This window comes from Asanoa ferruginea (assembly GCF_003387075.1).
GTDB classification, from domain to species: Bacteria; Actinomycetota; Actinomycetes; order Mycobacteriales; family Micromonosporaceae; genus Asanoa; species Asanoa ferruginea.
Genome location: NZ_QUMQ01000001.1, coordinates 4,015,136 through 4,041,454 on the forward strand (window position 1 = coordinate 4,015,136; position 26,319 = coordinate 4,041,454).

The 26,319-nt window shown below is 71.8% G+C and carries 24 protein-coding genes; 16 read left to right on the forward strand and 8 right to left on the reverse strand.

The genetic code is table 11. The annotated features are described in order from the left end of the window. Positions 1-6: 6 nt before the first annotated feature. On the forward strand, positions 7-855 hold the full coding sequence (gene mutM / locus DFJ67_RS18810) for a bifunctional DNA-formamidopyrimidine glycosylase/DNA-(apurinic or apyrimidinic site) lyase (RefSeq protein ID WP_116069182.1): 849 nt from the start codon (positions 7-9) through the stop codon (positions 853-855). Here mutM and DFJ67_RS18815 read toward each other — a convergent pair. Further along, complete coding sequence (locus DFJ67_RS18815) at positions 797-1,432, reverse strand: TetR family transcriptional regulator (protein WP_116076383.1); 636 nt, start codon at positions 1,430-1,432, stop codon at positions 797-799. The genes mutM and DFJ67_RS18815 overlap by 59 nt on opposite strands. Positions 1,433-1,514: 82 nt before the next feature. On the opposite strand from DFJ67_RS18815, the gene DFJ67_RS18820 reads away from it, so the two are divergent. Next, positions 1,515-2,483, forward strand: coding sequence for an oxidoreductase (locus DFJ67_RS18820; protein WP_116069183.1), 969 nt, complete (start codon positions 1,515-1,517; stop codon positions 2,481-2,483). On the opposite strand, the gene DFJ67_RS18825 is transcribed toward DFJ67_RS18820, so the two are convergent. The 4 genes from DFJ67_RS18825 to DFJ67_RS18840 all read right to left on the reverse strand — a co-directional run bounded on the left by DFJ67_RS18825 (position 2,404) and on the right by DFJ67_RS18840 (position 7,264). After that, the gene (locus DFJ67_RS18825) at positions 2,404-3,099 is read right to left on the reverse strand and encodes a spherulation-specific family 4 protein (RefSeq protein WP_116069184.1); all 696 of its coding nucleotides are present in this window, start codon (positions 3,097-3,099) and stop codon (positions 2,404-2,406) included. The genes DFJ67_RS18820 and DFJ67_RS18825 overlap by 80 nt on opposite strands. Then, the gene (locus DFJ67_RS18830; protein ID WP_116069185.1) at positions 3,096-4,544 is read right to left on the reverse strand and encodes a hypothetical protein; all 1,449 of its coding nucleotides are present in this window, start codon (positions 4,542-4,544) and stop codon (positions 3,096-3,098) included. Before DFJ67_RS18830 ends, DFJ67_RS18825 begins: the two co-directional genes overlap by 4 nt. 381 nt (positions 4,545-4,925) lie before the next feature. Beyond that, positions 4,926-6,368 carry a GT4 family glycosyltransferase PelF gene (gene pelF, locus DFJ67_RS18835; RefSeq protein ID WP_116069186.1) on the reverse strand — a complete coding sequence of 481 codons (1,443 nt, stop codon included), beginning with the start codon at positions 6,366-6,368 and terminating at the stop codon, positions 4,926-4,928. Between the two features lie 86 nt (positions 6,369-6,454). Beyond that, positions 6,455-7,264 carry a CAP domain-containing protein gene (locus DFJ67_RS18840; RefSeq protein ID WP_116069187.1) on the reverse strand — a complete coding sequence of 270 codons (810 nt, stop codon included), beginning with the start codon at positions 7,262-7,264 and terminating at the stop codon, positions 6,455-6,457. A 266-nt stretch (positions 7,265-7,530) separates the two neighbouring features. Between DFJ67_RS18840 and DFJ67_RS18845 the strand changes: the two genes are divergently transcribed. The 5 genes from DFJ67_RS18845 to DFJ67_RS18865 all read left to right on the forward strand — a co-directional run bounded on the left by DFJ67_RS18845 (position 7,531) and on the right by DFJ67_RS18865 (position 12,838). After that, positions 7,531-7,725 (forward strand): hypothetical protein, encoded by a 195-nt coding sequence (locus tag DFJ67_RS18845; protein ID WP_116069188.1) that lies wholly within the window; start codon positions 7,531-7,533, stop codon positions 7,723-7,725. Between the two features lie 241 nt (positions 7,726-7,966). Beyond that, on the forward strand, positions 7,967-11,545 hold the full coding sequence (smc, locus tag DFJ67_RS18850; protein ID WP_116069189.1) for a chromosome segregation protein SMC: 3,579 nt from the start codon (positions 7,967-7,969) through the stop codon (positions 11,543-11,545). Beyond that, positions 11,542-12,162 (forward strand): HAD family hydrolase, encoded by a 621-nt coding sequence (locus DFJ67_RS18855; RefSeq protein ID WP_116069190.1) that lies wholly within the window; start codon positions 11,542-11,544, stop codon positions 12,160-12,162. The genes smc and DFJ67_RS18855 overlap by 4 nt, the downstream gene beginning before the upstream one ends. 53 nt (positions 12,163-12,215) lie before the next feature. Then, positions 12,216-12,497, forward strand: a complete 282-nt coding sequence (locus DFJ67_RS18860; RefSeq protein WP_116069191.1) for a hypothetical protein — start codon at positions 12,216-12,218, stop codon at positions 12,495-12,497. Further along, on the forward strand, positions 12,494-12,838 hold the full coding sequence (locus DFJ67_RS18865) for a type II toxin-antitoxin system PemK/MazF family toxin (RefSeq protein ID WP_116069192.1): 345 nt from the start codon (positions 12,494-12,496) through the stop codon (positions 12,836-12,838). Before DFJ67_RS18860 ends, DFJ67_RS18865 begins: the two co-directional genes overlap by 4 nt. 4 nt (positions 12,839-12,842) lie before the next feature. On the opposite strand, the gene DFJ67_RS18870 is transcribed toward DFJ67_RS18865, so the two are convergent. Beyond that, positions 12,843-13,358 (reverse strand): DinB family protein, encoded by a 516-nt coding sequence (locus tag DFJ67_RS18870; RefSeq protein ID WP_116069193.1) that lies wholly within the window; start codon positions 13,356-13,358, stop codon positions 12,843-12,845. A 7-nt stretch (positions 13,359-13,365) separates the two neighbouring features. After that, positions 13,366-15,147 carry an alkaline phosphatase D family protein gene (locus DFJ67_RS18875; RefSeq protein WP_116069194.1) on the reverse strand — a complete coding sequence of 594 codons (1,782 nt, stop codon included), beginning with the start codon at positions 15,145-15,147 and terminating at the stop codon, positions 13,366-13,368. Positions 15,148-15,282: 135 nt separating this feature from the next. Between DFJ67_RS18875 and ftsY the strand changes: the two genes are divergently transcribed. From ftsY to DFJ67_RS18920, 9 genes are all read left to right on the forward strand, one after another. Continuing rightward, on the forward strand, positions 15,283-16,416 hold the full coding sequence (gene ftsY / locus DFJ67_RS18880) for a signal recognition particle-docking protein FtsY (RefSeq protein ID WP_116069195.1): 1,134 nt from the start codon (positions 15,283-15,285) through the stop codon (positions 16,414-16,416). A 6-nt stretch (positions 16,417-16,422) separates the two neighbouring features. Then, complete coding sequence (locus DFJ67_RS18885; protein ID WP_203784188.1) at positions 16,423-17,253, forward strand: phosphotransferase; 831 nt, start codon at positions 16,423-16,425, stop codon at positions 17,251-17,253. 195 nt (positions 17,254-17,448) lie between these two features. After that, the gene (locus DFJ67_RS18890; protein WP_116069196.1) at positions 17,449-18,819 is read left to right on the forward strand and encodes an ammonium transporter; all 1,371 of its coding nucleotides are present in this window, start codon (positions 17,449-17,451) and stop codon (positions 18,817-18,819) included. Between the two features lie 26 nt (positions 18,820-18,845). After that, positions 18,846-19,184: a P-II family nitrogen regulator gene (locus DFJ67_RS18895; protein WP_170216208.1), complete on the forward strand. Its 339-nt coding sequence runs from the start codon at positions 18,846-18,848 to the stop codon at positions 19,182-19,184. A gap of 10 nt (positions 19,185-19,194) precedes the next feature. Beyond that, positions 19,195-21,453, forward strand: coding sequence for a [protein-PII] uridylyltransferase (locus tag DFJ67_RS18900; RefSeq protein WP_116069198.1), 2,259 nt, complete (start codon positions 19,195-19,197; stop codon positions 21,451-21,453). A gap of 84 nt (positions 21,454-21,537) precedes the next feature. Beyond that, the gene (locus DFJ67_RS18905; protein WP_116069199.1) at positions 21,538-22,428 is read left to right on the forward strand and encodes an ABC transporter ATP-binding protein; all 891 of its coding nucleotides are present in this window, start codon (positions 21,538-21,540) and stop codon (positions 22,426-22,428) included. After that, positions 22,418-23,239, forward strand: coding sequence for an ABC transporter permease (locus DFJ67_RS18910; protein WP_116069200.1), 822 nt, complete (start codon positions 22,418-22,420; stop codon positions 23,237-23,239). Before DFJ67_RS18905 ends, DFJ67_RS18910 begins: the two co-directional genes overlap by 11 nt. Before the next feature lie 15 nt (positions 23,240-23,254). Next, a complete protein-coding gene (locus DFJ67_RS18915) occupies positions 23,255-24,418 on the forward strand; it encodes a sensor histidine kinase (RefSeq protein ID WP_116076387.1) in 1,164 nt (387 codons plus the stop codon). Positions 24,419-24,651: 233 nt separating this feature from the next. After that, positions 24,652-25,317, forward strand: a complete 666-nt coding sequence (locus tag DFJ67_RS18920; protein WP_239097503.1) for a response regulator transcription factor — start codon at positions 24,652-24,654, stop codon at positions 25,315-25,317. On the opposite strand, the gene DFJ67_RS18925 is transcribed toward DFJ67_RS18920, so the two are convergent. Further along, positions 25,293-26,270: a prenyltransferase/squalene oxidase repeat-containing protein gene (locus tag DFJ67_RS18925; protein ID WP_116069202.1), complete on the reverse strand. Its 978-nt coding sequence runs from the start codon at positions 26,268-26,270 to the stop codon at positions 25,293-25,295. The two genes, DFJ67_RS18920 and DFJ67_RS18925, sit on opposite strands and share 25 nt — an antisense overlap. Between the last annotated feature and the right edge of the window lie 49 nt (positions 26,271-26,319).

Here is a 26,319-nt window from a genome sequence, read left to right on the forward strand (position 1 = left end):
TACCCCGTGCCCGAGCTACCCGAGGTCGAGACCGTTCGCGCCGGCCTGGCTAAGCATGTCGCCCACCGCCGGATCGCCTCGGTGGAGGTGTCCCACCCCCGCGCAGTGCGCCGCCACCTGCCCGGTCCGCTCGACTTCGCCGGCCAGCTCGCCGGCCGCCAGGTCGTCGACGTGCGCCGCCGCGGCAAATACCTGTGGCTGCCGCTCGACAGCGGCGACGCGATCATCGGTCACCTGGGCATGTCGGGCCAGATGCTGCTCCAGCCGGCCGCCGCGCCCGACGAGACCCACCTGCGGATCCGGTTCCGGTTCGACGACGGCGACCCCGAGCTGCGCTTCGTCGACCAGCGCACGTTCGGCGGCCTGTCGGTCTCCGCGGGCGGCGCCGACCTGCCGGCCGAGATCGCACACATCGCCCGCGACCCGATCGACCCGGAGTTTTCCGACGACGCGTTCGTGGCCAACCTGCGCCGCCGCCGCACCGAGGTCAAGCGCGCCCTGCTCGACCAGAGCCTGATCTCCGGGGTCGGCAACATCTACGCCGACGAGGCGCTCTGGCGGGCCCAGCTGCACGGCACCCGGCAGACCGACCGGCTGACCAAACCGGCGGCGCTGCGGCTGCTCGGCCACGTGCGCGACGTGCTCGGTGAGGCGATCGATGCGGGCGGCACGAGCTTCGACGCGCTCTATGTCGACGTCAACGGCGAGAGCGGATATTTCGAGCGGGGCCTCAACGCGTACGGGCGGGAAGGCCTGCCCTGCAACCGCTGCGGGACCCCGATGCGCCGCGAGGCGTTCATGAACCGCTCGTCGTTCTCCTGCCCGAAGTGTCAGCCGCGCCCGCGGGCTCGGTGATCATCGTCGCGAGAGCCGGCGCGACCAGCGCGAAGGCGTCGTCGGTCAGCTCCGGCAGCGGCCGGGCGCCCTCCTGGTCGACCCAGGCCGACACCGCGGTGTCGAGGGCGTCGAGCGCGAGCCCGGCGGCCAGCCGCGCCCGCATGTCGCGCGGCGCCAACCCGTGCCGGGCGACCAGCTCCAGGGCCAGCGCTTCCTGCCACATCGCCCGGCGCTCGAGATAGCGGCCGAGCAGCGCCGGCGTGCGTAACGTCAGCCGCGCGATGGCCAATGCCTTGGTCTGGTCCTCGTCGTATTTGTCGGTGAAGACGCCGACCGCCGCCCGCAGCGCGACCGCCGGCGGCTCGCCCGGCGGCCGGGCGGCCAGGGTGTCGCTCACTGCCATGCCGAGCCCGCCGATGAACTCGACGATCACGTCTTCCTTCGACCGGTAGTAGCGGAAGAACGTGCGCCGGGAGACGCCGGCCGCCTCGGTGATCGCCTCGATCGTGGTCTCTTCGTAGCCGCGGAAGGCGAACAGCCGCATCGCCGCTTCGTTGAGCTCGTCACGGACGAGCTGTCGCTTCCGCTCGGCCATCGACTCCACGCTGCACACTATACCGATCTCGCCACCGCACGTCATGGTTGACACTGAGTGTCATGCGCGGCATGCTGGGAACATGACCGCTTCTCGCTGGACCGCCGCCGACATCCCCGACCAGACCGGCCGCACCTTCGTGATCACCGGTGCCAACAGCGGCCTCGGCCTGGCCATGACCCGCGAACTCGCCCGCCGCGGTGCCTCGGTGGTGATGGCCGTCCGCGACCTGGCCAAGGGGGAGCGGGCCCGTGCCGAGATCGCCGCGGCGGTGCCCGGCGCCACGCTCGACCTCCGCGCGCTCGACCTGGCCGACCTCGACTCGGTGCGGTCCTTCGCCGCGTCGCTCGACCCGTTCGACGTTCTGGTCAACAACGCCGGCGTGATGATGCCGCCGCGCCGGCTCAGCCCGCAGGGCCACGAGAGCCAGTTCGCGTGCAACCACCTCGGCCACTTCGCGCTCACCGGCTTGCTCTTCCCGATGATCCGCGCCCGCGTGGTCACCGTCAGCTCGACGATGCACAAGCGCGGCTCGATCCACTTCGACGACCTGACCGGCGCCCGCCGCTACTCACCGACCGCGTTCTACGCGCAGTCGAAGTTCGCCAACGTGCTGTTCGGTCTCGAACTCGACCGCCGCCTGCGCGCCGCCGCGAATCCCGTCCGCAGCCTGCTCGCGCACCCCGGCTATTCGGCGACCAACCTCCAGACCTCCGGCCCGACCGGGCTCGCCCGCGGCTTTATGCGGCTCGGCAACCGGGTCATGGCGCAACACGTCGACCAGGGCGTGCTCCCGCAGCTCTACGCGGCGACGGCGACGGCCGCCGAGGGCGGGCAGTTCATCGGTCCGGACGGGTTCGCCGAGAGCCGCGGCTACCCGACGGTGGTGCGGCCGGTGCGCCCGGCCCAGGATCCGGAGGTCGCCCGTCGCCTGTGGACGCTGTCCGAAGAGCTGACCGGCGTGCGGTTCGTTATCCCGGCACAACCGCCAGCGGACGCGGCGAATCCGACGGCAGACCATGCCACGGGTTCGGCATCCAACGGTCGGTGACCACGCCGAAACCCGCGCCACGCCAGGCCATCACGCGGCGGGCGTGCTCGAGCTGCCACGGCGGGACACTGTGGATCAGGTGGCCGTCGCCGGGCAGCGCGCCCTCGCCGTCCCACTCCTGATACTCGTCCCAGCCGCCCTCGAACACGCAGATCGGCACGCCCAACTCGCGGTAGACCGGGTCGGTCGGGGTGCCGGGGTTGAGCACGGTCGCGAACAGCCCCGCTCGTCGGGCGACCCGCACCGCGAGCGCCACCGGGCCCAGCCCATAGGCGCCGGTCGGTGACTGATCCAGGAACACACCCGACATCGGGTACGCGGCCCAGCGGTTGACGTCGTCGAGGATGTCGGCGATCGGCCGGGCCGAGTAGCCCAGGTCGACGTAGCCCAGCATCGGCACGCCGGCGGCCGCCAGGCGCGAGGTCGCCAGCACGTAGTCCTCGTCGACGACCGCACCGGGTCCATCGTGGACGTTGACGATCACGGTGGCGCCGTCGAGCGCGTCCGGGTCCCAGGCGTGCGGATCCTCGGCCGGGTGCACGTAGAGCGGCACGAGCCGGGTCGGTGCCGGCACGGCAGTGGTGGCGCCGGGAATCCGGCGCGGCAGCTCGGTCATCGGTAGCTCCCGGGATGGAAGACGGTGTGTGCGGTGGCGGCGAGGCCGAGCACCGAAGTCGCGGCCAGGCCGGCCACCGTCGCGGGCAACAACACCTGGATCAACGAGTCGACGCCGCCGCCCGGCACGGCCACCAGCCAACCGGCGACGGGTACCACCGCGAAGGCGACCGGCGCGAGCGCCAGGAACGCGGCGAGCAACAGCCGGCCCCGCGTGGCGAGCAGCAGCGTCGCCGCCCAGCCACCGGCCAGCAGCACGCCGGCCGCGACCGCCAGCACCAACGCCCGCGCGTCCGGGTGGCGGGACAGCTCGTATGGCAGCCGGAACGCGGCCACCACGAGCGCCGCGCCGATCGCGAGCGGCGGCAGCAGCGCCGCGAGCGTCACCGTGCCCAGGCCGCGCAGGTGTCGGCGGTAGGCGGCCACGTCGTCGTAGGTGTCCAGGCCGCCGGCGACACTGGCCGCGTGCCAACCGATGAACACCTCGATCAGGGGTACGGCCAGCAGCAGCGGGAGGGTCGCCGGCGGCGGGGTGCCGCCCTCGCCCGGCACCAGCCGCCAGACCAGCAGGAACGCGCCCGCCTGGCCGGCACCGATCGCCAGGTAGGCGAACACAGCGGCGACCGGGGTGCGGGCCGGTACCCGGGACCGGTCGCGGCGCAGCGCCGGCACGAACGCCCGGGCGGCGGCGAGCCCGACAGCGGCGCCGAGCACCCAGCCGTAGCGGGCCGGCAGCAGGCCCGCCAGCATCGCCAGGCTGACCAGCCAGGCCGGCACCGACCAGCGCAGCACCGCGGCCACCCGGTCGCCGACCAGCGCGGCGGCGGTGCCCGCGAAGGCGAGAAGTTCTACACCGCAGACGGCGTACGCCACCGTCCGCTCGCCGACCAGGTCGGCCGGGCCGAACGCGATCGCCGCCGCGCACCCGCCCGCGCCGAGCAGCAGTCCGGCGATCACCCGGCGCACGGCCGCACCGGTCGCGCCGTGCCCGGCCCGGGCATACCCGGCGCAGGCCAGCGCCTGACCGCCGGACCAGCCGAGCAGCAGCGTCGCGGCGAGCAGCGGCCAGCCGACCCGGGCCAGCGTCGCGTCCGCGGCGAGCGCGGCCAGGGCCGGTGTGAGGAACAGCGCCGCCCGGGCCAGCGCGGCGCGGGCGAACGGCGGCGCGGCCGGCCGGGCCGGTGCGGCACCCGGCCGGTGCCGCTGCGCCCACAGCCGGGCCAGCACCGCCTCGCCGAGCGCGAACACCGTCGGCACGCCGTACTTGACCTGCGCCTGCCGATCGCTGATGCCGGCGGCTTCGATCGCCGCGACCAGCTCGTCGACGTCGACCACGACCGCGCTCCCGGCGGCGAACCGCTCGACCAGATCGGCGACGGACCGCGGCGCCGGCCCTCCCGGTGGAAACGGCCCGACCCGCTGCGGCCCCACCGTCGGAGCGCTCATGCGGGTGCCTCGCTGCGCTCGGCGGGGCCTGACCGCAATGCACTGAGCTGGCTGGTTCGCTCGCTGCGCTCGCTCATGCGGGTGCCTCGCTGCGCTGGGCGGGGCCTGACCGCGATGCACTGAGCTGGCTGGTTCGCTCGCTGCGCTCGCTCATGCGGGTGCCTCGCTGCGCTGGGCGGGGCCTGACCGCGATGCACTGAGCTGGCTGGTTCGCTCGCTGCGCTCGCTCATGCGGGTGCCTCGCTGCGCTGGGCGGGGCCTGACCGCGATGCACTGAGCTGGCTGGTTCGCTCGCTGCGCTCGCTCATGCGGGTGCCTCGCTGCGCTGGGCGGGGCCTGACCGCGATGCACTGAGCTGGCTGGTTCGCTCGCTGCGCTCGCTCATGCCGCGACCGTCCCGGCGGCGGATCGGACGTCGGCGTAGAGCTGGCGGTAGGCCGCGAGCATCCGGTCGACGGTGAAGTGGGCCAGCGCGCGTTCCCGGCCGAGCGCGCCGAGCGTGCGCCGCCGTTCCGGGTCGGCGAGCAGCGCCAGGCAGGCCTGGCCGAGGGCGACCGGGTCACCCGGCGGCACGATCAGGCCGGCCGGGCCGACCACCTCGGAGACGCCGCCGACGTCGGTGCTGACCGTCGGCCGGCCGCACATCATCGCCTCGATGATCGTGTAGGGCAGGCCCTCGGAGATGCTCGACAGGGCGACCACGTGGCCGTCCGCGTACGCCTGGCGGCTGCTGGTCACCGGCCCCGACAGGTCGACCGCCGCGCGCAGGCCGAGCCGCTCGATCAGGGCGAGGCAGCTCGCCGCGTAGTCGCGGCCGGTCTCCGGCACCGGGCCGGCCAGCCGCAGCCGGGCCAGCGGCTCGGCGTCGCGGATCGTGCGCATCGCCCGGATCAGCGTGTGCAGGTCCTTGAGCGGGTCGATCCGGCCGACCCAGGCGATCGTCGGCACCGTCGGCTCGGTCGCCAGCGGCGGGTAGCGCAGCGGCTCGACCCCGTTGGGCACCACGACGACCTTGGCCGGGTGGGCGCCGTGCCGCAGCTCCCAGCGCTGGTTGAAGCGGCTGACCGCGGCCACCAACTCGGCCTCGGCATACCCGAGGCGGGCCAGCGCACGGTAGAACCGCAGCAGCACGGTCTTGACCGCGACGGGCAGCGCGGCGCCATATTCCAGATAGCGTTCGCGCAGGTAGACGCCGTGTTCGGTGAGCAGGAACGGTGTTCCGGCGCGCCACTTGGCGGCCAGCGCGACGAGCACCGGCAGGCCCGCGGCGGCCGGGTGGCACAGATCCACCCGCGGGGTGCGATAGGCGAGCGGGCGCACCGCGTGCTCGATCAGCGACGCGGCCGCGCGGGCGTCGCGCAGCGAGAGCCGGGGCAGGGGTGGCCGGCCGGCCGACGGTCCCGCCGACGCCTGCCAGGCGTCGAGCAGCACTTCGGGGAGCTCCGTACCGAACAAGGGGTGTGATCCGTCGCCACACAGTTCGGTGAGCCGGCGCAGCCCGTCGGCGAACATGCCGGCGCTGTGCGGGTCGTCACCGAGCAGTCCGCGACAGAGCAGCACGGCCGCGGCCGACGCGGCGCGGCGACGCCGGTGCCGCGCGACCCGCCCGGAGACACTGACCGGGCGATCCCAGACGGGGTAGGTGTCGACGGCGGTGACCGACGGCGGAACCGGATAGACCGGCGCCCGTGAGCCTCCGTGCCCGGTCAGCGCGACGACGTGGAACGCGTGGCCGTCGAGCCCGTTCAGAATCTGGTGGCACCAGGTGCCGACGCCTCCGGGCGCGTACGGGTAGGTGCCTTCGTTGATCAGTGCGACGCGCACGATGGGACTCCGTGCGCCGCGGCGGCGGCGGTCTGGGTCATGCAGAAGGCAACGACCCAGCGCCGCGCCGACGCGCTACATGTCGACTACGCGACAGACCCGAACATCTGGGTCCAATACGGACTCCCGTCCGAGGATTTCGCGAGCCCGACTCCGATTGCCTTCGCATCGCAGTTCAGGATGTTGGCCCGGTGGCCGGGGCTGTTCATCCAGCCGTCCATCACGGCTGCGGCGTCGCGGTAGCCCATCGCGACGTTCTCGCCGATGGCGTTGTTGTAGCCGGCGGCCTTCGAGCGGTCCCACGGCGTGCTGCCGTTGCTGCCGTCGTGCGACATCGTGTTGTGCTCGGCCTGGTCGACGCTGTGCAGCTGGGCGGCCTTGGTCAGCTTCGCGTTGACCGTCACCGGGCCGCAGCCGTTCATCGCCCGCTGCCGGTTGGTCTCGGCGACCACCTTGGCCTGCTCGCTGCCACCGGCGCCGCTGGTCGAGACCGTGTTGCCGCCGCTGCTGCTGTTGGACCGCTTGGTCGGCGACGACGTGGTCTTCTTCGGCGCCGGGGTGGTCTTGCGCGCGGTCGGCTTCGGCGCCGGCGTGGTGGTCGGTGCGGCGACCGGCGGCGTTGGCGACGGCTCGGACAGCGTCTCGTCGGGGTAGCCGTCGCTGTCCGGGCCGTCTTCGACGCCGCTCGTGTCGGCGCCGAAAGCACCGTCGCCCGGGCCGGCGATGGCGCCCTGTGTGGAGCTCTTGGAGGTGCCGATGAAGCTGGAGGGCAGGAATGCCGCGCCGGCGCCCAGGCCACCTAGAATGATCATGACCACGAACGCCAGGCCCAGGGGCCCGAACGTACGCCGCGGGTCGCGGTGCTTTCCCGTGCCGGCGTGCTCGGTGTCCTGCACCCGGTCCCTCCTAACGCGACCCCTTTGGGTCGAACCTGTTGCATCAAGCCGCACGGGACGCTATACGTGACCTGCTGAATCGGGCAATCTGCCTAAGGAATTCCTAAGGCTTTCTTGTTGCGCTTGACGAACGCGGGTCGCAGGCGGAACATGGAGGTGTCGCCAGTCGCGCCCGATCGTGCCCACTTGTGCCCGTGGGCAGACGTCGCGAGGCATTGGGCGCGCGTTGGCCGGCCATTTCCGGCTGCGCATTACAAGGAGACGATATGGCGAAGGCCCTCTACGGCCACGTGGGTGCGGCGCCAGACCGGCGCCTGCTCGACGAGGTCACCCGATTGCGTGCCCGGGTTCAGGCACTTGAGTTCGAGATCACGAGGTTGCGTGCCGAAAACGACCGGCTCGCGGCGGCGGCGGCTGAGGCAGATGGTTTGCTCCGGCTCCCGGAACCCGCACTGACCTGATCTTGACGGCCGGAAGACATCCGGCTCGCTGACCCACACGCACCATCAGAAGCGCGCCGCCACTCAGGTGTCGGCGCGCAGCTTTTTGCCCTTTCGGCGTGTCGCCCCCATCACCACCCGGTCGCACCCATACTGCCGGGAAGCCCTCGCTGCCAGTTGGCTGTGTGCTGCCGGGATAGGCTTCAGGCTGGACACCACCACGTGAGCCCCGGCGGCGGGCCGTCGGACGAGGATCGATTAGGTGCATCTCAAGAGCTTGACCGTGAAGGGCTTCAAGTCCTTCGCATCCGCGACAACGTTGCGGCTGGAGCCGGGCATCACCTGTGTCGTGGGGCCCAACGGCTCTGGCAAGTCCAACGTGGTCGACGCCATCTCCTGGGTGCTCGGCGAGCAGGGCGCAAAGGCGCTGCGCGGCGGCAAGATGGAAGACGTGATCTTCGCCGGCACCGCCGGCCGGGCGCCATTGGGTCGCGCCGAAGTCACTCTCACGATCGACAACCAAGACGGCGCGTTGCCGATCGACTACACCGAAGTGTCGATCACCCGTCGGATGTTCCGGTCCGGCGAAAGCGAATATGAGATCAACGGCAACTCCTGCCGGCTGCTCGATATTCAAGAACTGCTGAGCGATTCCGGCATCGGTCGCGAAATGCACGTGATCGTCGGTCAAGGTCAACTCGACGCCGTTCTGCACGCGAAACCGGAAGATCGCCGGGCGTTCATCGAAGAGGCCGCCGGCGTTCTCAAGCACCGCAAGCGCAAGGAAAAGGCGCTGCGCAAGCTCGACGCGATGCAGACCAACCTCAACCGGCTCACCGACCTCACCGCCGAGCTGCGCCGCCAGCTCAAGCCGCTGGGCAAGCAGGCCGAGGTGGCCCGGCGCGCCGCGGGCATCCAGTCCGACCTGCGCGACGCCCGGCTCCGGCTGCTCGCCGACGACCTCTTCACTCTGCGCACCACGCTCGACAAGGAGATCGCCGACGAGGCGGCCCTGCGCGAGCGGCGCGAATACGTCGAAGACGAGCACGAGCACGTGCAGCGCCGCCTGGCCCAACTGGAGGCCGGGCTGGCCGAAGACGCGCCGCTGCTGGCCGCCGCCCAGGACGCCTGGTACAAACTCTCGGCCCTCCAGGAGCGCTTTCGATCGACCGAGCAGCTCGCCAGCGAGCGGCTGCGGCACCTGAGCGCCACCCCCGACGACGAGCGCCCCGGCCGCGACCCTGACGAGCTGGCCGCCGAGTCGGAGCGGGTCCGCGAGCAGGAAGACCGGCTGCGCGCCGCTCTCAAAGACGATCAGGCCCACCTGGCCGAGGCGGTCGAGTCCCGGCAGGGCCTGGAGCGCCAGCTCGCCGCGGCCGAGCAGGCGCTGCGCGCCGCAGCCAAGGCGATCGCCGATCGGCGCGAAGGACTGGCCAAGCTCACCGGCCAGGTCAACGCCGCCCGCGCCCGCAGCACCAGCGGCAGCGAAGAGATCGCCCGGCTGGCCGCCGCACACTCCGACGCGCAGGCCCGGGCCCAGCGGGCCCAGGCCGAGGTCGACGCCGTCGCCGCCGAGTCGTCGGAGGCCGACCTGGCCGACGCCGACCTCGACGCCCGGCACGACGAGGCGGTCGCCGCACACGAGGCGGCCGCGGCCGAGGTCCGCGAGCTGACCAGCCGCGAGCGGGTTGCCGAGAAAGACGCGGCGAGCTGGAAGGCCCGCGAGGAGGCGCTTTCCCTCGGCCTGCGCCGCAAAGACGGTGCCGGCGCGCTGCTGGCCCGGGCCGATCAGGTGCCCGGCCTGCTGGGCAGCCTGGCCGCCCTGCTGACCGTCGAGCCCGGCCACGAGGCCGCGCTGGCCGCCGCCCTCGGTGTGCTGGCCGACGCGGTCGCGGTCGCGGGCGTCGACGAGGCCGCCGAGGCGATGCGCTACCTCAAGATCCAGGACGCCGGCCGGGCCGCGCTGCTGGTCGGCACGCCCGCCGGCCCCGGCATGATCGGCTCGCCCGACGCGCTGCGCCCGGCGCTGCCCGACGGCGCCCGCTGGGCGCCCGACGTGGTGCGCTGCGACGAGCGGATCCGTCCCGCCGTCCACTACGCGCTGCGCGACGTGATCCTCACCGACAGCCTGGCCTCGGCGACCCAGGCGGTGACCGCCAACCCGCAGCTCCGCGCCGTCACGCCCGACGGCGACGTGGTCGGCGCCTACACCGCCGCCGGCGGGTCGGCCAAGGCGCAGAGCTTCATCGAGCTGCAGGCCGCGGTCGACGAGGCCGCCGCCAACCGGGCCCGCGCCGAGGAACTGATCGAGCAGCTCCGCACCCAGCTCACCGCCGGCCGGGCCGCGGTCGCCAGCCGCAAAGAGGTCGTGCAGGTCACCGAGCGGGAGAAGCGCGCGGCCGAGGGGCAGCGCAACGCCGCCGCCCGCCGCCTCGCCGAACTCGGTGCCGCCGCCCGCTCCGCCACCGCCGAGACCGAGCGGCTGGGCGCCTCCCGGGCCCGCGCCGAGGAGGCGCGCGACCGCGACCTGACCGCGCTCGCCGAGCTCGAAGAGCGGCTGTCGCTGGCCGAGACCACCCCGATCGACGAGGAGCCGTCGACCGAGGAGCGCGACCAGTTCGCCGCGATGGTGCCGCAGGCACGGCAAAACGAGATGGAGGTGCGGCTCGCCGTCCGCACCGCCGAGGAACGGGTCGCGTCGATCGCCGGCCGGGCCGAGTCGCTGGCCCGCCAGGCCGCCGCCGAGCGCGCCACCCGCGAGCGGGCCGCCGCCCGCCGGGCCGCCCGGGTCCGCGGCGCCGGGATCGCCCGCGCGGTCGAGGTCGGCGCCCGCGAGGCGCTCGCCCGCGTCGCCGTCTCGCTCGCGGCCGCTGAGGAGACCCGCGACGCCGTCGCCAAGGCGCGGTCGGCCCGCGAGGCCGAGTTCCAGGAGGTCCGCGCGGCGGCCAAGCGGCTGTCCGCCGACCTGGAGCGGCTGACCAGCGCGGTGCACCGCGACGAGGTGGCCCGGGCCGAGCAGCGGATGCGGATCGAGCAGCTCGAGGTCAAGGCCGCGGAAGACTTCTCGCTCGACGTCGAGACGCTGGTGGCCGAATATGGCCCGGCGCAGCCCGTACCCCCGACGCAGGTTGCTCTGACCGCGGCCGCCGCGGCGGGTGAACCGGAGCCCGAGCCCCTGCCCTATGACCGGCCGACCCAGGAGAAGCGTGCGGCGAAGGCCGAGCGCGAACTGGCCCTGCTCGGCAAGGTCAACCCGTTGGCGCTGGAGGAGTTCGCGGCTCTCGAAGAGCGCTTCAAGTTCCTTTCCGACCAGCTCGAAGACCTGAAGAACACCCGGCGTGACCTGCTCACCGTGGTCAAGGACGTCGACGACCGGATCCTCGAGGTGTTCGCGAGCGCCTACCACGACACGGCGCGCGAGTTCGAGAAGGTCTTCACCGTGCTGTTCCCGGGCGGCGAGGGTCGCCTGGTGCTCACCGACCCGGAAGACATGCTCACCACCGGCGTCGAGGTCGAGGCCCGCCCGCCGGGCAAGAAGATCAAGCGGCTCTCGCTGCTCTCCGGCGGCGAGCGCTCGCTGACCGCGGTGGCGATGCTGGTCGCGATCTTCCGCGCCCGCCCCAGCCCGTTCTACATCATGGACGAGGTCGAGGCGGCGCTCGACGACGTCAACCTCGGCCGGCTCATCACGCTGATGGCCCAGCTCCGGGAGAAGAGCCAGCTGATCATCATCACGCACCAGAAGCGCACGATGGAGGTCGCCGACGCGCTCTACGGCGTGACCATGCGCAACGGCGTCACCGAAGTGATCAGCCAGCGGCTCGGCAGCGAGGAAGACTGATGCGCCCGAAGCCCACCGCCCTGCTGGTCGACCTCGACGGCACCCTGCGCCGCTGGGACCCGGCCGTGATCCACGGCATCGAGGTCACCCATGGCCTCCAGCCCGGCACGCTGCACGCCGCGGCGATCGACTGGTCCCGGTTGATGCCGGTGATCATCGGCGACCTCACCCACGACGAGTGGGCCGAAGTGATCATCGCCGACCTGACCGACCAGACCGGCGACGAGGAACGCGCCCGGGCCGCCGTCAAAGAGTGGGAGAGCTACCGCGGCAGCGTCGAGCAGGGCCTGCTCGACCTGATCCGCGACGCCCGCGCCGCCGGCGTCAAGGTCGGCCTGGCGACCAACGGCACCGACCTGCTCCCGGCCGATCTACGCACGCTGGGCCTGACCGACGAGTTCGACGCCGTGATCAACTCGTCGGTCCTGCACATCCCGAAGCCGGCCCCCGAATACTTCGGCGCGGCCTGTCTGGCCCTGGACACCCAACCCGAGCGGGTGCTGTTCGTCGACGACAGCGAACGCTTCGTCCGCGGCGCCCGCGCGGTAGGTATGGCGGCCTACCGCTGGACCGGCCCCGACGACCTCCCCTACATCCGGGCCGCGCTCGGCCTCTGACCCTCATGCGATCGGGCATGCCCGTGGGCATGCTCTTCGCTATGCTTGCCGCTATGGGCAAGACAACGATCAGCGTCGAGTCCAGGATCCGCGACCGGCTGGCCGCATGGGCGGCCGCACATGGTCGACCGATGGGTGAGGAGATCGACGTGCTGCTCGACATCGCCGAGCGCAACGAGTTCTGGGAGCGGGTGTCCGTTGGCTATGCCCACGGCCATGTCGCGACGCCGGCCGAGGAAGAGTTCCCCGAATACGCTGACCTGCCGGCCGCGGGGCCGTTCCCCACGCCACCGGACATGGTCGATGACATCCCGCAGACCGTGCACGACCGGTGAAGGCGGGCACTCTCTACGTCGCCGATCTCGGTGTGCCCGCGGTGCGCGGCGTGGAGCAGGCGGGCCGGCGACCTGTGCTGGTCGTGCACGGTGACGACTTCGTGCGCATCCCCAATCTCGCCCTGGTCTGCCCGTTGACCACCACCGACCGCGGGGTGCCCAACCACGTCGCCGTGCGTCCAGACGCCGGCAACGGCCTGCGTGCGCCCTGTTTTGTGATGACCGAGCAGCTACGCGCCATCGACACCCGGTTCTTTCTGAAGCAGGTGGGCACGGTCAGCCACGAGGCGCTGGGCGAGGTGCTGACGATTCTCACCCAGCGGCTGCTCGCCCGCCCCTGAAAGCTCAGTCGCCGGTTACGCCGTCCAGGCGTTCGCGGATCAGGTCGGCGTGGCCGTTGTGGCGGGCGTATTCCTCGATCATGTGGTTGTAGACCCAGCGGACGCTGATCTGGTTGCCGCGGCTGCTGATGAACGTGGCGTCGAGTGTCAGGTCGGCGAGCACCGCGTCGGCCTTGTCGCACTCGGCCTTGAACGTCGCGAAGTCGGCCTCGGCCGTCTCGGGCCGCCCGTCGTGCAGGTCGCCGTCGCGGTTGTCGTCTGTGTAGAAGATGCCCTCGAACGCGATGCCCGCGGCCCGGTGTGACCAGCTCCGCTCGACGTCGGCCATGTGCCGGACCAGGCCGAGCAGGCTCAGCGTGGCCGGCTCGACGGTGGTCTTGACGAGCTGATCGCCGGTCAGGCCCTGGCACTTCCAGAGCAGGGTGTCGCGGTGCCAGTCGAGCCAGCCCTGCAACATCTCGCGCTCGCCGGCCACGAACGGCTCGCTTCGCCGTGTGATTTCAGGTGCAACCCAGGTCATGCCGGCATCATGCCGGTTCGGTCGCGCGCACGCCGCCCGGATTCGGCTGGGTCGGGGTGGGCGGGGCCGCCGCCGCGGGCTCGGTCAGCGGGAGCGAGACGACCCGGGTCAGGGTGCCGTCGGGCTGGGTGCCCTCGATCGCCACGGCGGCCATCGGGCCCGACAGCGACAGCGTGCTGACCGCGTTGCCGAAGTAGGGGCCGGCCAGCTTGCGCCAGCGGATGCCGGGCTTGCGTACCCCGGCCGCTTTGGCCATCGCCCTGATCAGCGACGACGGGCCGCGCCACCAGCCGAGTGTCATCACCGGGCGCATCACGGCCGGCACCGCGTTGTGGATCGGTGAGCAGGTGAGCTGGTGCACGGGTGTGGTCACCGCCGGGTCGCGGAAGCGCACCCGAGCCACATACGAATGGTGTACGTCGCCCGACAGCACGCTGATCGACGCCGGAGCGGGGTAGGCGGGGCCGGCGCCGACGCGTTCGTCGCCGGCGGTGCGGGGGCCCGAACCGAGCCGGGCGAAGAGGGTGCCCAGGTCTTCGAACGAGCGCTGGAACGCCGCCCAGTGCTCCAGGTCGACGGCGCGCCGGATCTTCTCGGCGAAAGCGGATACCGGGCCGCGCGGTGACGCCGCCAGCCGCTCGTTCCACGCCTCGAGGTGGTGGATGCCGTGCGGCAGCAGCCAGGGCAGCGACGAGCCGACCACCAGATGGTCGTAGTCGCCGTGCGCCTGGTCGAGGAACCACGCCCACTCGCCGGGCGGCAGCATCGCCCGGTGTGCCGGGTCGAGCACCCGGCTGCACCGGTTGTCGAGCACGACCAGCCGGGTCCGGCCGATGTCGAGCCGGTAGGACCACTGGTATTGGGTGGCCCGCCAGCGCTCGGTGTCGTGCGCGGCGTCGGCCTCGAGGTCGACCCGCTGGCCGAACTCGCGCAGGATCTCGGTCGCGTCGTCGACGCCGGTCACCTTCGGGTAGAGCGCGTCGGCCGCGAGCTCGTCGGGGTGCAGATTGCCGAGGTGCTGGTAGACCCAGTAGGAGGCGAGCCCGCTGGTGATCCGCTCGCTCCACCACGACTGTTCCTTGGCGGCGACCCGCCACGACGCCGACGAGTTCCAGTCGTCGATGATCTCGTGGTCATCAAAGATCATCACACTGGGCACGGTCGACAGCAGCCAGCGGATCTCCGGGTCGCGCCACGACTCCAGGTAGAGCTTGGTGTATTCGTGGAACGAGACAACCTGGTGCGGCGGGGCGTCGGTCAGCTTGGCCTTGCGCCGCTTGCGGTGCTTGCGCAGGAACCGGCGTACCTCCTGCGAGGTCATGTCGGCGTAGACCTGGTCGCCGAGCAGCACCATCAGGTCGGGCCGGGCACCCTCGTCGTTCATCAGCCGGCGGGCGAACGCGTCGAGCGCGTCGGGCGGCAGCTTGTGCCCCATCGACTTCGGCGTCGCCTCGCGGCACGATCCGAAGATCAGCTTGACCGGCTGGCCGCCGTCGTCGCTCAGCCGGGTGCGGATCACACTCCGGGGGTACGCCGAGTCGGGCTCGGGCCAGACCTTCTCGTCATCGACGAACACCTCATATGGGGTGATCGCGTCGGCCGGCAACCCTTCGACGACGACCAGGGCATAGTGATGGTCGTACGCGGAGAAGGTGCGCGACTTACCTTCCGCGCCTCCCTCGGCACGCACGGTGACCACCGCGGGCCCCGCCGTCTCGACCCAGATAGTCGCCCGGGTGTCGACGACCCGGCGTAGCACCGGACCGATCAGCAGACGTGCGCCCGACATGCGTTTTCAACCTCCAGGACGGCAAACGAACGGGACCATCCTTTCTACCCAGGCGGCCCGGCGCCATAGTCGTCCGGCGCGACACCTCACACCGGCCGCCGCGTGAGTCTCCGGCGGGCATGTCAGGATTTCGGTATGGAATTTGTGATCCTCGGAATCGTCCTGGCCGGCGTGCTGCTGCTGGCTGGGGTCGGCCTGCTCGTGCCCCGGATCCGCCGCCGGGCCGTGCCGCCGGCCCCGCCGCGCCCGACCGGCCCGTCCGAGGAGCCCGGCGAGGAGGCCGGGGTAGGGATTCTCGCCCCGGAACGGCCGGCAGAGGCGCCACCCACCCCAGTCATCGAGACGCCGGCGCCCACCGCCGGGCGGCTGATCCGGCTGCGCGGGCGGCTGTCCCGCTCGCAGAACGTGTTCGGCAAGGGCCTGCTCGCGGTGCTCGCCCGGGACCGGCTCGACGAAGATGCCTGGGAAGAGATCGAAGACAGCCTGATCGGCGCCGACGTCGGCGTCGAGGCGACCCGGGAGATCGTCGACCGGCTCCGCGAGCGCACCAAGGTGCTCGGCACCCGCAGCCCGTCGGAGCTGCGCGGGCTGCTCACCGCCGAGCTCGTCGAGGCGCTCGACCCGGCCATGGACCGCTCGCTCAAGGTCACCGGCAAGCCGTCGGTGCTGCTGGTGGTCGGCGTGAACGGTTCCGGCAAGACCACCACCTGCGGCAAGATCGCCCGGGTGCTGATCGCCGATGGGCACACGGTGCTGCTCGGCGCCGCCGACACGTTCCGCGCCGCCGCGGCCGAGCAGTTGAGCACCTGGGCGGGCCGGGTGGGCGCCGAGGTGGTCCGCGGCCCCGAGGGCGCCGACCCGGCCAGCGTCGCGTTCGACGCGGTCAAGAAGGGCGTCGACACCGGCGTCGACACCGTGCTGATCGACACCGCCGGCCGGCTGCAGAACAAGGTCGGCCTGATGGACGAACTCAGCAAGGTCAAGCGGGTGGTGGAGAAGCACGGCCCGGTCGACGAGACGCTGCTCGTGCTCGACGCCACCACCGGCCAGAACGGCCTGGAGCAGGCGCGGGTGTTCACCGAAGTGGTCGATGTGACGGGTGTGGTGCTGACCAAGCTCGACGGGACCGCGAAGGGCGGCATCGTGATCGCCGTACAGCGGAAACTGGGTATTCCGGTCAAGCTCGTGGGTCTCGGCGAGGGGCCCGACGACCTGGCGCCGTTCGAACCGGCGGCGTTCGTCGACGCGCTTGTTGGCACGGACGCGTAACCTCGGGTGACCTACCAGCCGCAGGCCTCCGGACTCGGGAGACCGTACGTGACGCAACAGGAAGTTCCGCTGCGCGGAGGCAACGTCAGCACGGTCGTCCGTGTCGGCGACACCGTGCGGCGCAACGCCGGGCCGTGGACGCCGTCCGTGCACGCCCTGTTGCGCCATCTGGAATATGTCGGGTTCACCGGCTCACCCAGGGTGCTCGGGATGGACGAGCGCAACCGTGAGGTGCTCTCCTACCTCGAAGGCGAGTGCGGTGAATATCCGCTGGCCCCGCACTGGGTCACCGACGAGGCGCTGGTCACCGTCGCCACGATGTTGCGGATGTTCCACGACGCGCAATACGGCTTCGCGCCCCCGCCGACCGCCGTCTGGCGCTCGTTCGGGCCGCCCCCGCCGGACACCGAGGTGGTCTGCCACCACGACGCGGCGCCGCACAACGTGATCTGGCGGCCCGACGGCACCCTGGCGTTGATCGACTTCGACCTGGCCTCGCCGGGCGCCCGGATCTACGACGTCGCCTATGCGGCCTGGACCTGGGTGCCGCTGTTCTCCGACCGCGACTCCTACACGCTCGGCTGGAAGCGGCCCAACCGGCCGCAGCGGCTGCGGATGTTCGCCGACGCCTACGGGCTGATCCCGCGCGACCGGCACCGGCTGGTGCGCACGATCCGCAAGCGGATCGTCGACCACGTGGAGGGCATCCGCCGGATGGCGGCCGCCGGCGACCCCGCGTTCGTGCGGATCGTGCACAAGGGTCACCTTCGGCGCCCGATGCGCGACCTCCGCCTCCTCGACTACGAACGTCACACTCTGGAGTACGCGCTGCGCTGACCCGTTCGTACCCGTCACCCGTCCGATGGGTTGACTGTGCGGGTTTCTTCACACGTACGAAACAACCCGTCACGCACCGGTAACCGCTGCGCGACCTTTCGTGAAACAGCCGCCTTGGAAGCTTCCGCCCAACCGGCAATCGGGCGACGCTGCTCTGCCTGCCGGAGGGAGGAACCTACCGAGAGGAGGCAGCGCGTGGATATCGACACCGGGAACACCGCCTGGCTACTTTTGTCGTCCGCGCTGGTGCTGCTCATGACACCGGGTTTGGCGCTGTTCTACGGCGGCCTCAACCGGTCCAAGGGCGTACTGAACATGATGATGATGAGCTTCAGCTCCATCGGGCTCATCTCAGTTCTTTGGGTCATCTACGGCTTCACTCTGTCATTCGGATCCAACGGCAACTCCGGGGTCAACAACATCCTCGGCAGCTTCACCCAGTACCTCGGCACCGAGACGAACTTCCTCGGTGACATCTGGGGCACGACCGGGATCCCGGTGTACGTGTTCCTCGTCTTCCAGATGATGTTCGCCATCATCACCGTGGCGCTGATCAGCGGCGCGGCATCCGACCGGATGAAGTTCGCCGGCTGGCTGCTGTTCGCCGGCGCCTGGTTCACGCTGGTCTACATCCCCGTCGCCCACTGGGTGTGGGGTGGCGGTTTCATCGGCGCCAAGATCCACGCGCTCGACTTCGCCGGTGGCACCGCGGTCCACATCAACGCCGGTGCGGCCGCGCTCGGCCTGGTGCTGGTCCTCGGAAAGCGGATCGGGTGGCCACGGGAGAGCACCAAGCCCCACAACGTGCCGCTGGTCGCCCTCGGCGCCGGCCTGCTGTGGTTCGGCTGGTTCGGGTTCAACGCCGGCTCCGAGCTGACCGTCGACGGCACGACCGCCGTCGCGTTCCTCAACACCCAGGTCGCCACGGCGGCCGGTGTGCTCGGCTGGATCATCGTCGAGTGGATCCGGGGCGGTAAGCCGACCCTGGTCGGTGCGTCCTCCGGTGCCATCGCCGGTCTGGTCGCGATCACCCCGGCCTGTGGCTTCATCGCGCCGATCCCGGCCGTCATCGTCGGCGCCATCGCCGGTGCGGTCTGCGCGCTGGCCGTGAGCCTGAAATACAAGCTGGGCTTCGACGACTCGCTCGACGTGGTCGGCGTTCACTTCGTCGGTGGTTGGATCGGCTCCCTGTCGATCGGCTTCTTCGCCACCACGCAGGTCAACTCCGCGATCGGCGACGTGCTCGGCGCCAACGAGGGCATCTTCTACGGCGGCGGTGCGACGCAGCTCGGCCGCCAGTTCCTCGGTAGCCTGATCGTGACGGTCTACTCGCTGGTGGTCGCCATGGGCATCGCGTGGGTGGTCAAGAAGACGATCGGTCTGCGCACCTCGCCGGAGGCCGAGCTCGAGGGCATCGACGTTGCCGAGCACGCCGAGTCGGGCTACGACCTGTCGACGGCCGGTGGCAGCGCCGGTGCGTTCCAACTCGCCGGGATCACCAACTCGGCGAAGTCGGACAGCAGCGCACCAGATGAGAAACCTGTCAGCGAAAAGGTCTCTGGCTAAGTTATCTAGCGATGGAGGGGTTGGATATGAAGCTGGTGACCGCGGTCATCAAGCCCTACCAGCTGGATGCGGTCAAGGAAGCCCTGCACGCCCTTGGCGTGGCCGGGCTGACCGTGAGCGAGGTGCAGGGCTACGGCAGGCAGAAGGGGCACACCGAGGTCTACCGGGGTGCCGAATACACGGTGGAGTTCCTTCCGAAGATCCGGATCGAGGTGCTGACCGACGAGATCGACGTCGACAAGGTGGTCGACGCGGTGGTCACGGCGGCACGCACGGGCAAGATCGGTGACGGCAAGGTCTGGGTGACGCCGGTCGAAGACGTCGTCCGGGTCCGCACCGGCGAGCGCGGCCTCGACGCGCTCTGAGAGTAAGACGATGACCAGGGGATCGACGCGGGCGGACGCCGCCGGCGCCGATCCTCTGGTCGTTCCGGTCGCCGTTCGGGAAGGCATCGGCGGGCCTTTCCGGGCGGCGCGGGCCGACACGCTCGACGCGTGGCTGCGCTCGCTGTTCCCGAGTGGCACCTCGGGGGTGGCGTTGGTCGCGGTCGGCGGGCTCGGCCGGCGCGAGTGCGCTCCCTTCGGCGATCTCGACCTGGTGCTGCTGCACGCCGGCGTGCCGGGCATGGACGAGTTGGCCGCCTCGCTCTGGTATCCGATCTGGGATGCCCGGCTCGGCCTCGACCACTCGGTGCGCACCCTGCCCGAGGCGCTGTCGGTCGCGCACGACGACGTCAAGGTCGCGCTCGGCCTGCTCGACGCCCGGCACGTGGCCGGCGACCCGGCCCTGGCCGCTCAACTCGCCGATGCCGCGGCCGACCAGTGGCGGCGCACGGCGATCCGCCAGTTGCCGGCGCTGCGGGCGGTCACCACGGCCCGCTGGGAGGCACACGGCGAGCTGGCGTTCCTGCTGGAAGGCGACCTCAAGGAGGCGGCCGGCGGGCTGCGCGACGTCGGCGTGCTGCGCGGCATCGCGCGCTCCGGCGTCACCGACGCGCTGCGCCCGGCCGTCCGGGCCGCACACCTGCGGCTGCTCGACACCCGCGACGCCCTGCACGTCACGGTCGGCCGGCGGGTCGACCGGTTGGTGGCGCAGGAGCGCGCGGCCGTGGCCCGGTTGTTGGGCCTCGACGACGGTGACGCGCTGTTGCGGCGGGTGGCCAGCGACGCGCGTACGGTCGCCAACGCCCTCGACGACGCCTGGCGGGCCGCCGACCGGGTCCGGGTGATCCGCCGGCGCGGCGCCGACGGCAAGCCGGTCCGCCGCCCGGTCGCCCGTGACGTGGTCGAGCAGGACGGCGAGCTCGTGCTGGCCCGCACCGCGATCGGCGCCCGCCCCGACCCGGCCCTGTCACTGCGGGTCGCCGCGGCCGCCGCGACCACCCGGCTGCCGATCTCCCGGGCGACCTGCGAGTGGCTCGCGGCCTACTGCCCACCGCTGCCCGCGCCCTGGCCGCCGGCCGCGCGGGCCGCCCTGATCACCCTGCTCGGCTCCGGACCCGGTCTGGTGCCGGTCTGGGAAACCTGCGACCGATACGGGCTGGTCGACGGCTGGCTGCCGGAGTGGGCCCGGATGCGCAGCCTGCCGCAGCACAACCCGGTGCACAAGTTCACTTTGGACCGTCACCTGGTGCAGGCGGCGGCCGAGGCGACCGGCTTCACCCGCGAGGTCGACCGGCCTGACCTGCTGCTGCTCGCCGCGTTCCTGCACGACGTCGGCAAGGGCCTGCCGGGCGACCACAGCACGGTCGGCGCGCCGGTCGCGGCGGCTGTCGCCGGCCGGATCGGGCTGCCGCCGGCCGACGTCGAGGTGATCGAGAAGCTGGTCCGGCTGCATCTGCTGCTCCCCGAGGTGGCCACCCGGCGCGACCTCTCCGACCCGAAGACCATCGCCGGGGTCGCTGCGGCCGTGGGCGATGCCACCACGCTCGACCTGCTGCACGGCCTGGCCCGCGCCGACGCACACGCGACCGGCCCGGCCGCCTGGTCAGACTGGAAGGGCCGGCTGATCGCCGAGTTGGTCCGCCGCACCCACACCGCGCTCGACACCGGGGTGCTGCCGGCGCTGCCGACCCCCGACCCCGGGTTGGTGGCGGGGCCGCTGCCGGCCATCCACCTGGAGGGTGACCGGGTCGCGGTGGCCGCGGCCGACCGGCGCGGGCTGCTCGCCGCGGTGGCCGGGTGCCTGGCGCTGCACCGCCTCGACGTGCTCGGCGCCGACGTGTCCACCGTGGAGGGTCGGGCGCTGGTCGAGTTTCTGGTGCAGCCGCGGTTCGGCGCGGCGCCCGATCCGATCGCGCTGTCAGCCGACCTGCGCCGTGCGGTGACCGGTGACGTGTCGGTGACCCAGCGGCTGCGCGGCCGCGGTGGCCGGTCGGCCGGGTCCGGTGCGCCGCCACGGGTCGTCTGGCACCGGGAGGCGGCGACCGACGCGGTCGTGCTCGAACTGCGGGCGGCCGACTCGCCGGCGCTGCTCTACCGGGTGGCGGCGGCGCTCGACGAGGCCGGTGCGGCCGTGCGGGCGGCCCGGATCTCCACCCTCGGCGGCGACGTGGTCGACGCGTTCTATCTGGTCGGCACCGGCGCGGGGGAGCAGGCGGTCGAGGCCGCTGTGCTGAGCGCGGCGCAGTCCTAGTCCGTTTTCTACGTAGCCGGGCGTATGCGGGGTGCCGCTTTGGCTCGGACGCCCTTTTCCTGCGCGCCGGGCAGCGTATGGGGCATGGAACCGGTGGTGTGCGAAAAGCTGACGAAACGGTACGGCGAGGTGGTCGCCGTCCAAGATCTTGACCTGACCGTACGGGCCGGCGAGGTCTACGGCTTCCTGGGCCCCAACGGCGCCGGGAAGACCACCACGCTGCGGATGCTGCTCGGGCTGATCAGGCCGAGCAGCGGTCGGGTGCTCCTGCACGGCAAGCCGCCCGGCGACCTGAGCGGCGTGGGCGCGATGATCGAGGGCCCGGCGTTCTACCCCTACCTGAGCGGGCGCGACAACCTGCGGGTGCTGGCCCGCTACGCCGGCGTCGACGACCGGCGGATCGACGTGGTGCTCGACCTGGTCGACCTGGGCGGGCGGGCCAAGCACAAGTTCGGCACCTACTCGCTGGGCATGAAGCAGCGCCTCGGCGTGGCCGCGGCCCTGCTCAAGGACCCGCAGTTGCTGATACTCGACGAGCCGACCAACGGCCTGGACCCGGCCGGCATGGCCGACATGCGCACGCTGATCCGCCGACTCGGGGCGGCCGGATCGACGGTGCTGATCTCCAGCCACCTGCTCGGCGAGGTCGAGCAGATCTGCGACCGGGTCGGCATCATCGCGCGCGGCGCGCTGGTCGCCGAGAACACCGTCGCCGAGATGCGCAGCGAGGCCGGGCTGCGGATCCAGGCGGCGCCGCTGGACAACGCGGCCGCCTGGCTGCGGTTGGTGCTGGGTGCGGGCGCGGTGTCGGTGGTCGACGGCGCGCTCGACGTGACGGTCGAGCCAGCGCGGGCCGCCGAGCTCAACGAGTCGCTGGTCAAGGCGGGGATCTCGGTCAGCGAACTGCGTACCCGTGAACGCGATCTTGAACAGGTCTTCCTCGAGCTGACCGGAGGCGAGAGCAATGGTCGGTAGTTTCCGCGCGGAGCTGATCAAGCTCAACAAGCGCCCCGCGACGTGGCTGCTGCTCGGCATCGCGCTGGTGCTCGGTGCGCTGTTCGCCTATGTCATCCCCTACCTCGGTGCGACCACCGGCACCGCTGGGCCCACCGCCGACCGCGGCCTCGCCGCGACCCTGCCGGCCAACGTCGTGGGCAACACGCTGGGCGGCTACCCGGTCTTCCTCGGCGCCCTGCTGGTCGTGCTCGGCGTGCTGTTCGTCGGCGGCGAGTATGGCTGGGGCGCCTGGAAGACCGTGCTCACCCAGGGACCGTCGCGGAGCACCGTGCTGGCCGGCAAGTTCGGCGTACTCGCCGTGGCGGCGCTCGGCTTCGTCCTGGCGATCTTCGCGATGGGCTCCCTGGCGAGCGTGCTGATCGCGGCCGCCGAGAACCAGTCGATGGCGTTCCCGTCGGCGTTCGACATCCTCCGCGGCATCGGTGCGGGCTGGTTGATCGCGACGATGTGGACGGCGTTCGGCGCGGTGCTGGGCATCCTGCTGCGCGGCGTCGCGCTCGCGGTCGGGCTCGGCCTGGTCTGGATGCTGGCCGTGCAGAACCTGATCTCGGCGCTGGCCGCGCCGCTGCTGCCGTGGGTCGACTCGGCGCAGCGCGGCCTGCCCGGGCCGGGTGCCGGTGCGCTGGTGGCGGCGCTCGGCGCGCCCAGCGGAACGCCGGGCGTCGACTCGCTGATGGGCGGCGGACCGGCGGCGCTGGTGGTCGGGGCCTACCTGGTCGGTTTCGTCGCGCTCGGCACGGTGGTCCTGCGCCGCCGTGACATTCTCTAACTCGTGGAGGCCGTGATGAGCTCGTCTGCCCGCCTGCGTCGCTGGCTGGTCGACGGGCTCGTCACGGCGTTTCTGCTGCTCATCGGCGGGTTCGGCTCGCACTTCGCGCAGGAGAACCAGGAGGCCACCGGCGCCCTGCGGACCCACCTCGACGTGCTCGGCTACGCGCTGATCCTGGCCGCCGCGGCGGCGACGATCACCCGCCGGCGCTGGCCGTTGCCGACGCTGGCGGTGGTGGCGGGGCTGACGGCCGCGTACCTCATCATCGGTTATCCCTATGGGCCGATCCTGATCAGCTTCGCGGTGGTCATCTACACGGTGGCCGTGGGGTTGACGTTGCGCCAGGCGGCCTGGGCGGGCGCGGCGGCGTTCGTACTCATGGCGTTGCATGCTTTCTTCCCCATCAGCGACTTCACCAACACGCACTTCAACGGCCTGCTGCCGTCGGCTGCGTTCGTGGCGGTGCCGTTCGCGATCGGGGTGACGGTGCGGGTGAGCCGGGAGGCGGTGCAGCGCTCGCGGGCCGACGAGGCCCGGCGGATCGCCGACGACGAGCGGCTGCGGGTCGCGCAGGAGGTGCACGACGTGGTCGGGCACGGGCTCGCGGCGATCAACATGCAGGCCGAGATCGCGCTGCACCTGCTGCCTCGCAAGCCGGAGGAGGCGGAGGCCGCGCTGACCCGGATCAGCCGCAGCAGCAAGGCGGCGCTCGACGAGCTGCGGGTCACGCTGGGGGTGCTCCGCCAGCGCGGCGAGCGGGCGCCCGCGCCGGGCCTAGCCCAGTTGCCGGCGCTGCGCGACCGGCTGGCCGAGTCGGGGCTGCCGGTGCAGCTCGCGGTGGTCGGCGATGCGGTGGAGCTGCCGCTGGCGGTGGACCTGGCCGCCTACCGGGTGGTGCAGGAGTCGTTGACCAACGTGTTGCGGCACGCCGGTGCCGCGACTGCGGCCGTGGTGGTCACCTATACCGCCGAGTCGGTGGTGGTCGAGGTGACCGACACCGGGCGGGGCGGTGCCGGGCCCGTGGCGGCGCCCGGGCATGGGCTGTCCGGGATGCGCGAGCGGGTAACCGCCCTCGGCGGGACGCTGTCGGCTGGCCCGCGCCCCGGCGGTGCGGGGTGGCGGGTGCACGCGGAACTGCCGGTCTTGCCTCCGGCGTCGGACGAGGACGCGGGTTGGTGAGACTCGCCCGGCGAGTGCTGCCGGACGGCGATGGCTGAGGGTGAGACCGTGCCCGACGGGATCGGCGCCGGCGGCTGCGACGGACATCGGTGCCCGTCGAGGTGGGCGGCGATGGTGGCTGGTGCGGGCGTGCCGGGTGGCGTTGGTGTTCGGTGGTGTCCGGGGACGATGGTGGCTGGTGCGGGCGTCCCGGGTGGCGGTGGTGTCGGGCGACGATGGGGGATGGTGGGACCGTGGCGGACGAGATCGGTGTGCTGATCGCTGACGATCAGGATCTGGTGCGGATCGGGCTGCGGTCGCTCGTCGAGAGTGAAGACGGGATGCGGGTGGTCGGTGAGGCCGCCGACGGTCTGGAAGTGGTCGCCCGTGCGGCAGCCACGGCGCCGGAGATCGTGCTCATGGACGTGCGGATGCCTGGCATCGACGGGATCGAGGCCACGCGGCGGATCGTCGCTGACCCCGGGCTGGAACGGACCCGCGTGATCGTGCTGACGACCTTCGAGCTTGACGAGTATGTCTTTGACGCGTTGCGGCACGGCGCCAGTGGGTTCCTCACCAAGGACACCAAGCCGGCCGAACTGTTGCGGGCGATCCGGCTCGTGGCGGCTGGCGAGGCGCTGTTGTCGCCGTCGGTGACCCGCCGGGTGGTGCGGGAGTTCTCCACCCGGCCGTCGCGGACGCTTCGGCCGCATCCGCAGCTTGGGACCCTGACCGACCGGGAGCGGGAGATCGTCGGGTTGGTCGGTGAGGGTCTGTCCAATGAGGAGATCGCTTCGCGGTTGGTGGTCTCGCCTGCGACTGCCCGCACCCACGTCAGCCGGGCGATGATCAAGTTGGGCGCTCGGGATCGGGCGCAGTTGGTGGTCTTCGCCTATCAGTCGGGGTTGGTCGCGCTCTGAGCCCACGCGAGCACGCGGAGGGCGCGCAGCGTGTTCCAGCGGCTGGGCTGGCCGTCGCCGGCTTCCAGGGAGAAGAAGACCAGGCCGGGGTGGGTGTTTTCGAGTAGCCAGGTGCCGTCTGGCTGGCGCTTCGACTCGACCAGCTCGACGGCCTCCTTGATCCTTGGGGCCGGCTTCTCGCCGGTGGCGCGGAAGTAGTCGAGGGCGCGGAGCACGTCGTAGTGCCAGCGGAACGGGAAGGAGAAGCCCAGCCAGTCTTCGTCGACCACCGCGCCGGTGGATTTGCGGCGGAAGAGGGATCGCTCGAGGAGGTATTCCTCGCCTCGGAGGCGGGCGGCTGACACGTCGTGTGTGCCGCCTGCCTGCTGGTAGGTGAGCAGGCCATCGAGCACGTTGATCGTGCTGGCGAAGGATGAGACCTTGGAGCCCCTTTCGAGCTCGCAGTTCCAGCCGCCGTCGGGGTATTGCTCGCGCAGCAACCGCTCGACGATGCCGTCGACGGGTTGGCCGAAGTAGGCGCCGATGCGCACGGTGCGGCCGTTGATGCAGGCCTCGACCTCACCGTCGAAGAACGCCTGGGAGTCGTGCTCCCACTTGACGTTGTCGCCGGCGGCCGTGACGGCCTTCTGGACCTGCTCGTCGTTGGGGTCGACGCCGAGCTCGACCAGCACGTCGAGCGTCGGGAGGGTGGAGACCCAGGGCTGGCCGTCTTCGCCGTTGGGCGGCGGCTCGTGGTCGGGGCCGGTGTGCCGGTAGCCACCGCCCGGGAAGCACGCCCCGCCGGCCCAACCGCCGCCGGCATCCTGGAGCGCGAGCAGCCGGGCACCCCAGCCTTCGCGGGCCACCCGGGCCCGCTCCGCGGCCACCGTGTCGGCCGGCGCACCGCCAAGATCACGCATTGCCTGCCATCGCACGGCAGGGTCGGAATCGAGCAACCAATCCATCACCGTCATCGCCAGAGGCTAACCGAACCCACCGACAATCCACGGCCCCGCGCAGACG

Excerpts from the sequence above, each read along its gene's own strand:
- DFJ67_RS18825 (WP_116069184.1), bottom strand. The coding sequence starts at position 3,099 with ATGACCGAGCTGCCGCGCCGGATTCCCGGCGCCACCACTGCCGTGCCG.
- DFJ67_RS18830 (WP_116069185.1), bottom strand. The coding sequence starts at position 4,544 with ATGAGCGCTCCGACGGTGGGGCCGCAGCGGGTCGGGCCGTTTCCACCG.
- DFJ67_RS18915 (WP_116076387.1), top strand. The coding sequence starts at position 23,255 with ATGAGCTCGTCTGCCCGCCTGCGTCGCTGGCTGGTCGACGGGCTCGTC.
- DFJ67_RS18870 (WP_116069193.1), bottom strand. The coding sequence starts at position 13,358 with ATGACCTGGGTTGCACCTGAAATCACACGGCGAAGCGAGCCGTTCGTG.
- DFJ67_RS18925 (WP_116069202.1), bottom strand. The coding sequence starts at position 26,270 with ATGACGGTGATGGATTGGTTGCTCGATTCCGACCCTGCCGTGCGATGG.
- DFJ67_RS18900 (WP_116069198.1), top strand. The coding sequence starts at position 19,195 with ATGACCAGGGGATCGACGCGGGCGGACGCCGCCGGCGCCGATCCTCTG.
- DFJ67_RS18875 (WP_116069194.1), bottom strand. The coding sequence starts at position 15,147 with ATGTCGGGCGCACGTCTGCTGATCGGTCCGGTGCTACGCCGGGTCGTC.
- DFJ67_RS18845 (WP_116069188.1), top strand. The coding sequence starts at position 7,531 with ATGGCGAAGGCCCTCTACGGCCACGTGGGTGCGGCGCCAGACCGGCGC.
- DFJ67_RS18905 (WP_116069199.1), top strand. The coding sequence starts at position 21,538 with ATGGAACCGGTGGTGTGCGAAAAGCTGACGAAACGGTACGGCGAGGTG.
- DFJ67_RS18910 (WP_116069200.1), top strand. The coding sequence starts at position 22,418 with ATGGTCGGTAGTTTCCGCGCGGAGCTGATCAAGCTCAACAAGCGCCCC.
- DFJ67_RS18860 (WP_116069191.1), top strand. The coding sequence starts at position 12,216 with ATGGGCAAGACAACGATCAGCGTCGAGTCCAGGATCCGCGACCGGCTG.
- DFJ67_RS18895 (WP_170216208.1), top strand. The coding sequence starts at position 18,846 with ATGAAGCTGGTGACCGCGGTCATCAAGCCCTACCAGCTGGATGCGGTC.
- DFJ67_RS18815 (WP_116076383.1), bottom strand. The coding sequence starts at position 1,432 with ATGGCCGAGCGGAAGCGACAGCTCGTCCGTGACGAGCTCAACGAAGCG.
- ftsY (WP_116069195.1), top strand. The coding sequence starts at position 15,283 with ATGGAATTTGTGATCCTCGGAATCGTCCTGGCCGGCGTGCTGCTGCTG.
- DFJ67_RS18820 (WP_116069183.1), top strand. The coding sequence starts at position 1,515 with ATGACCGCTTCTCGCTGGACCGCCGCCGACATCCCCGACCAGACCGGC.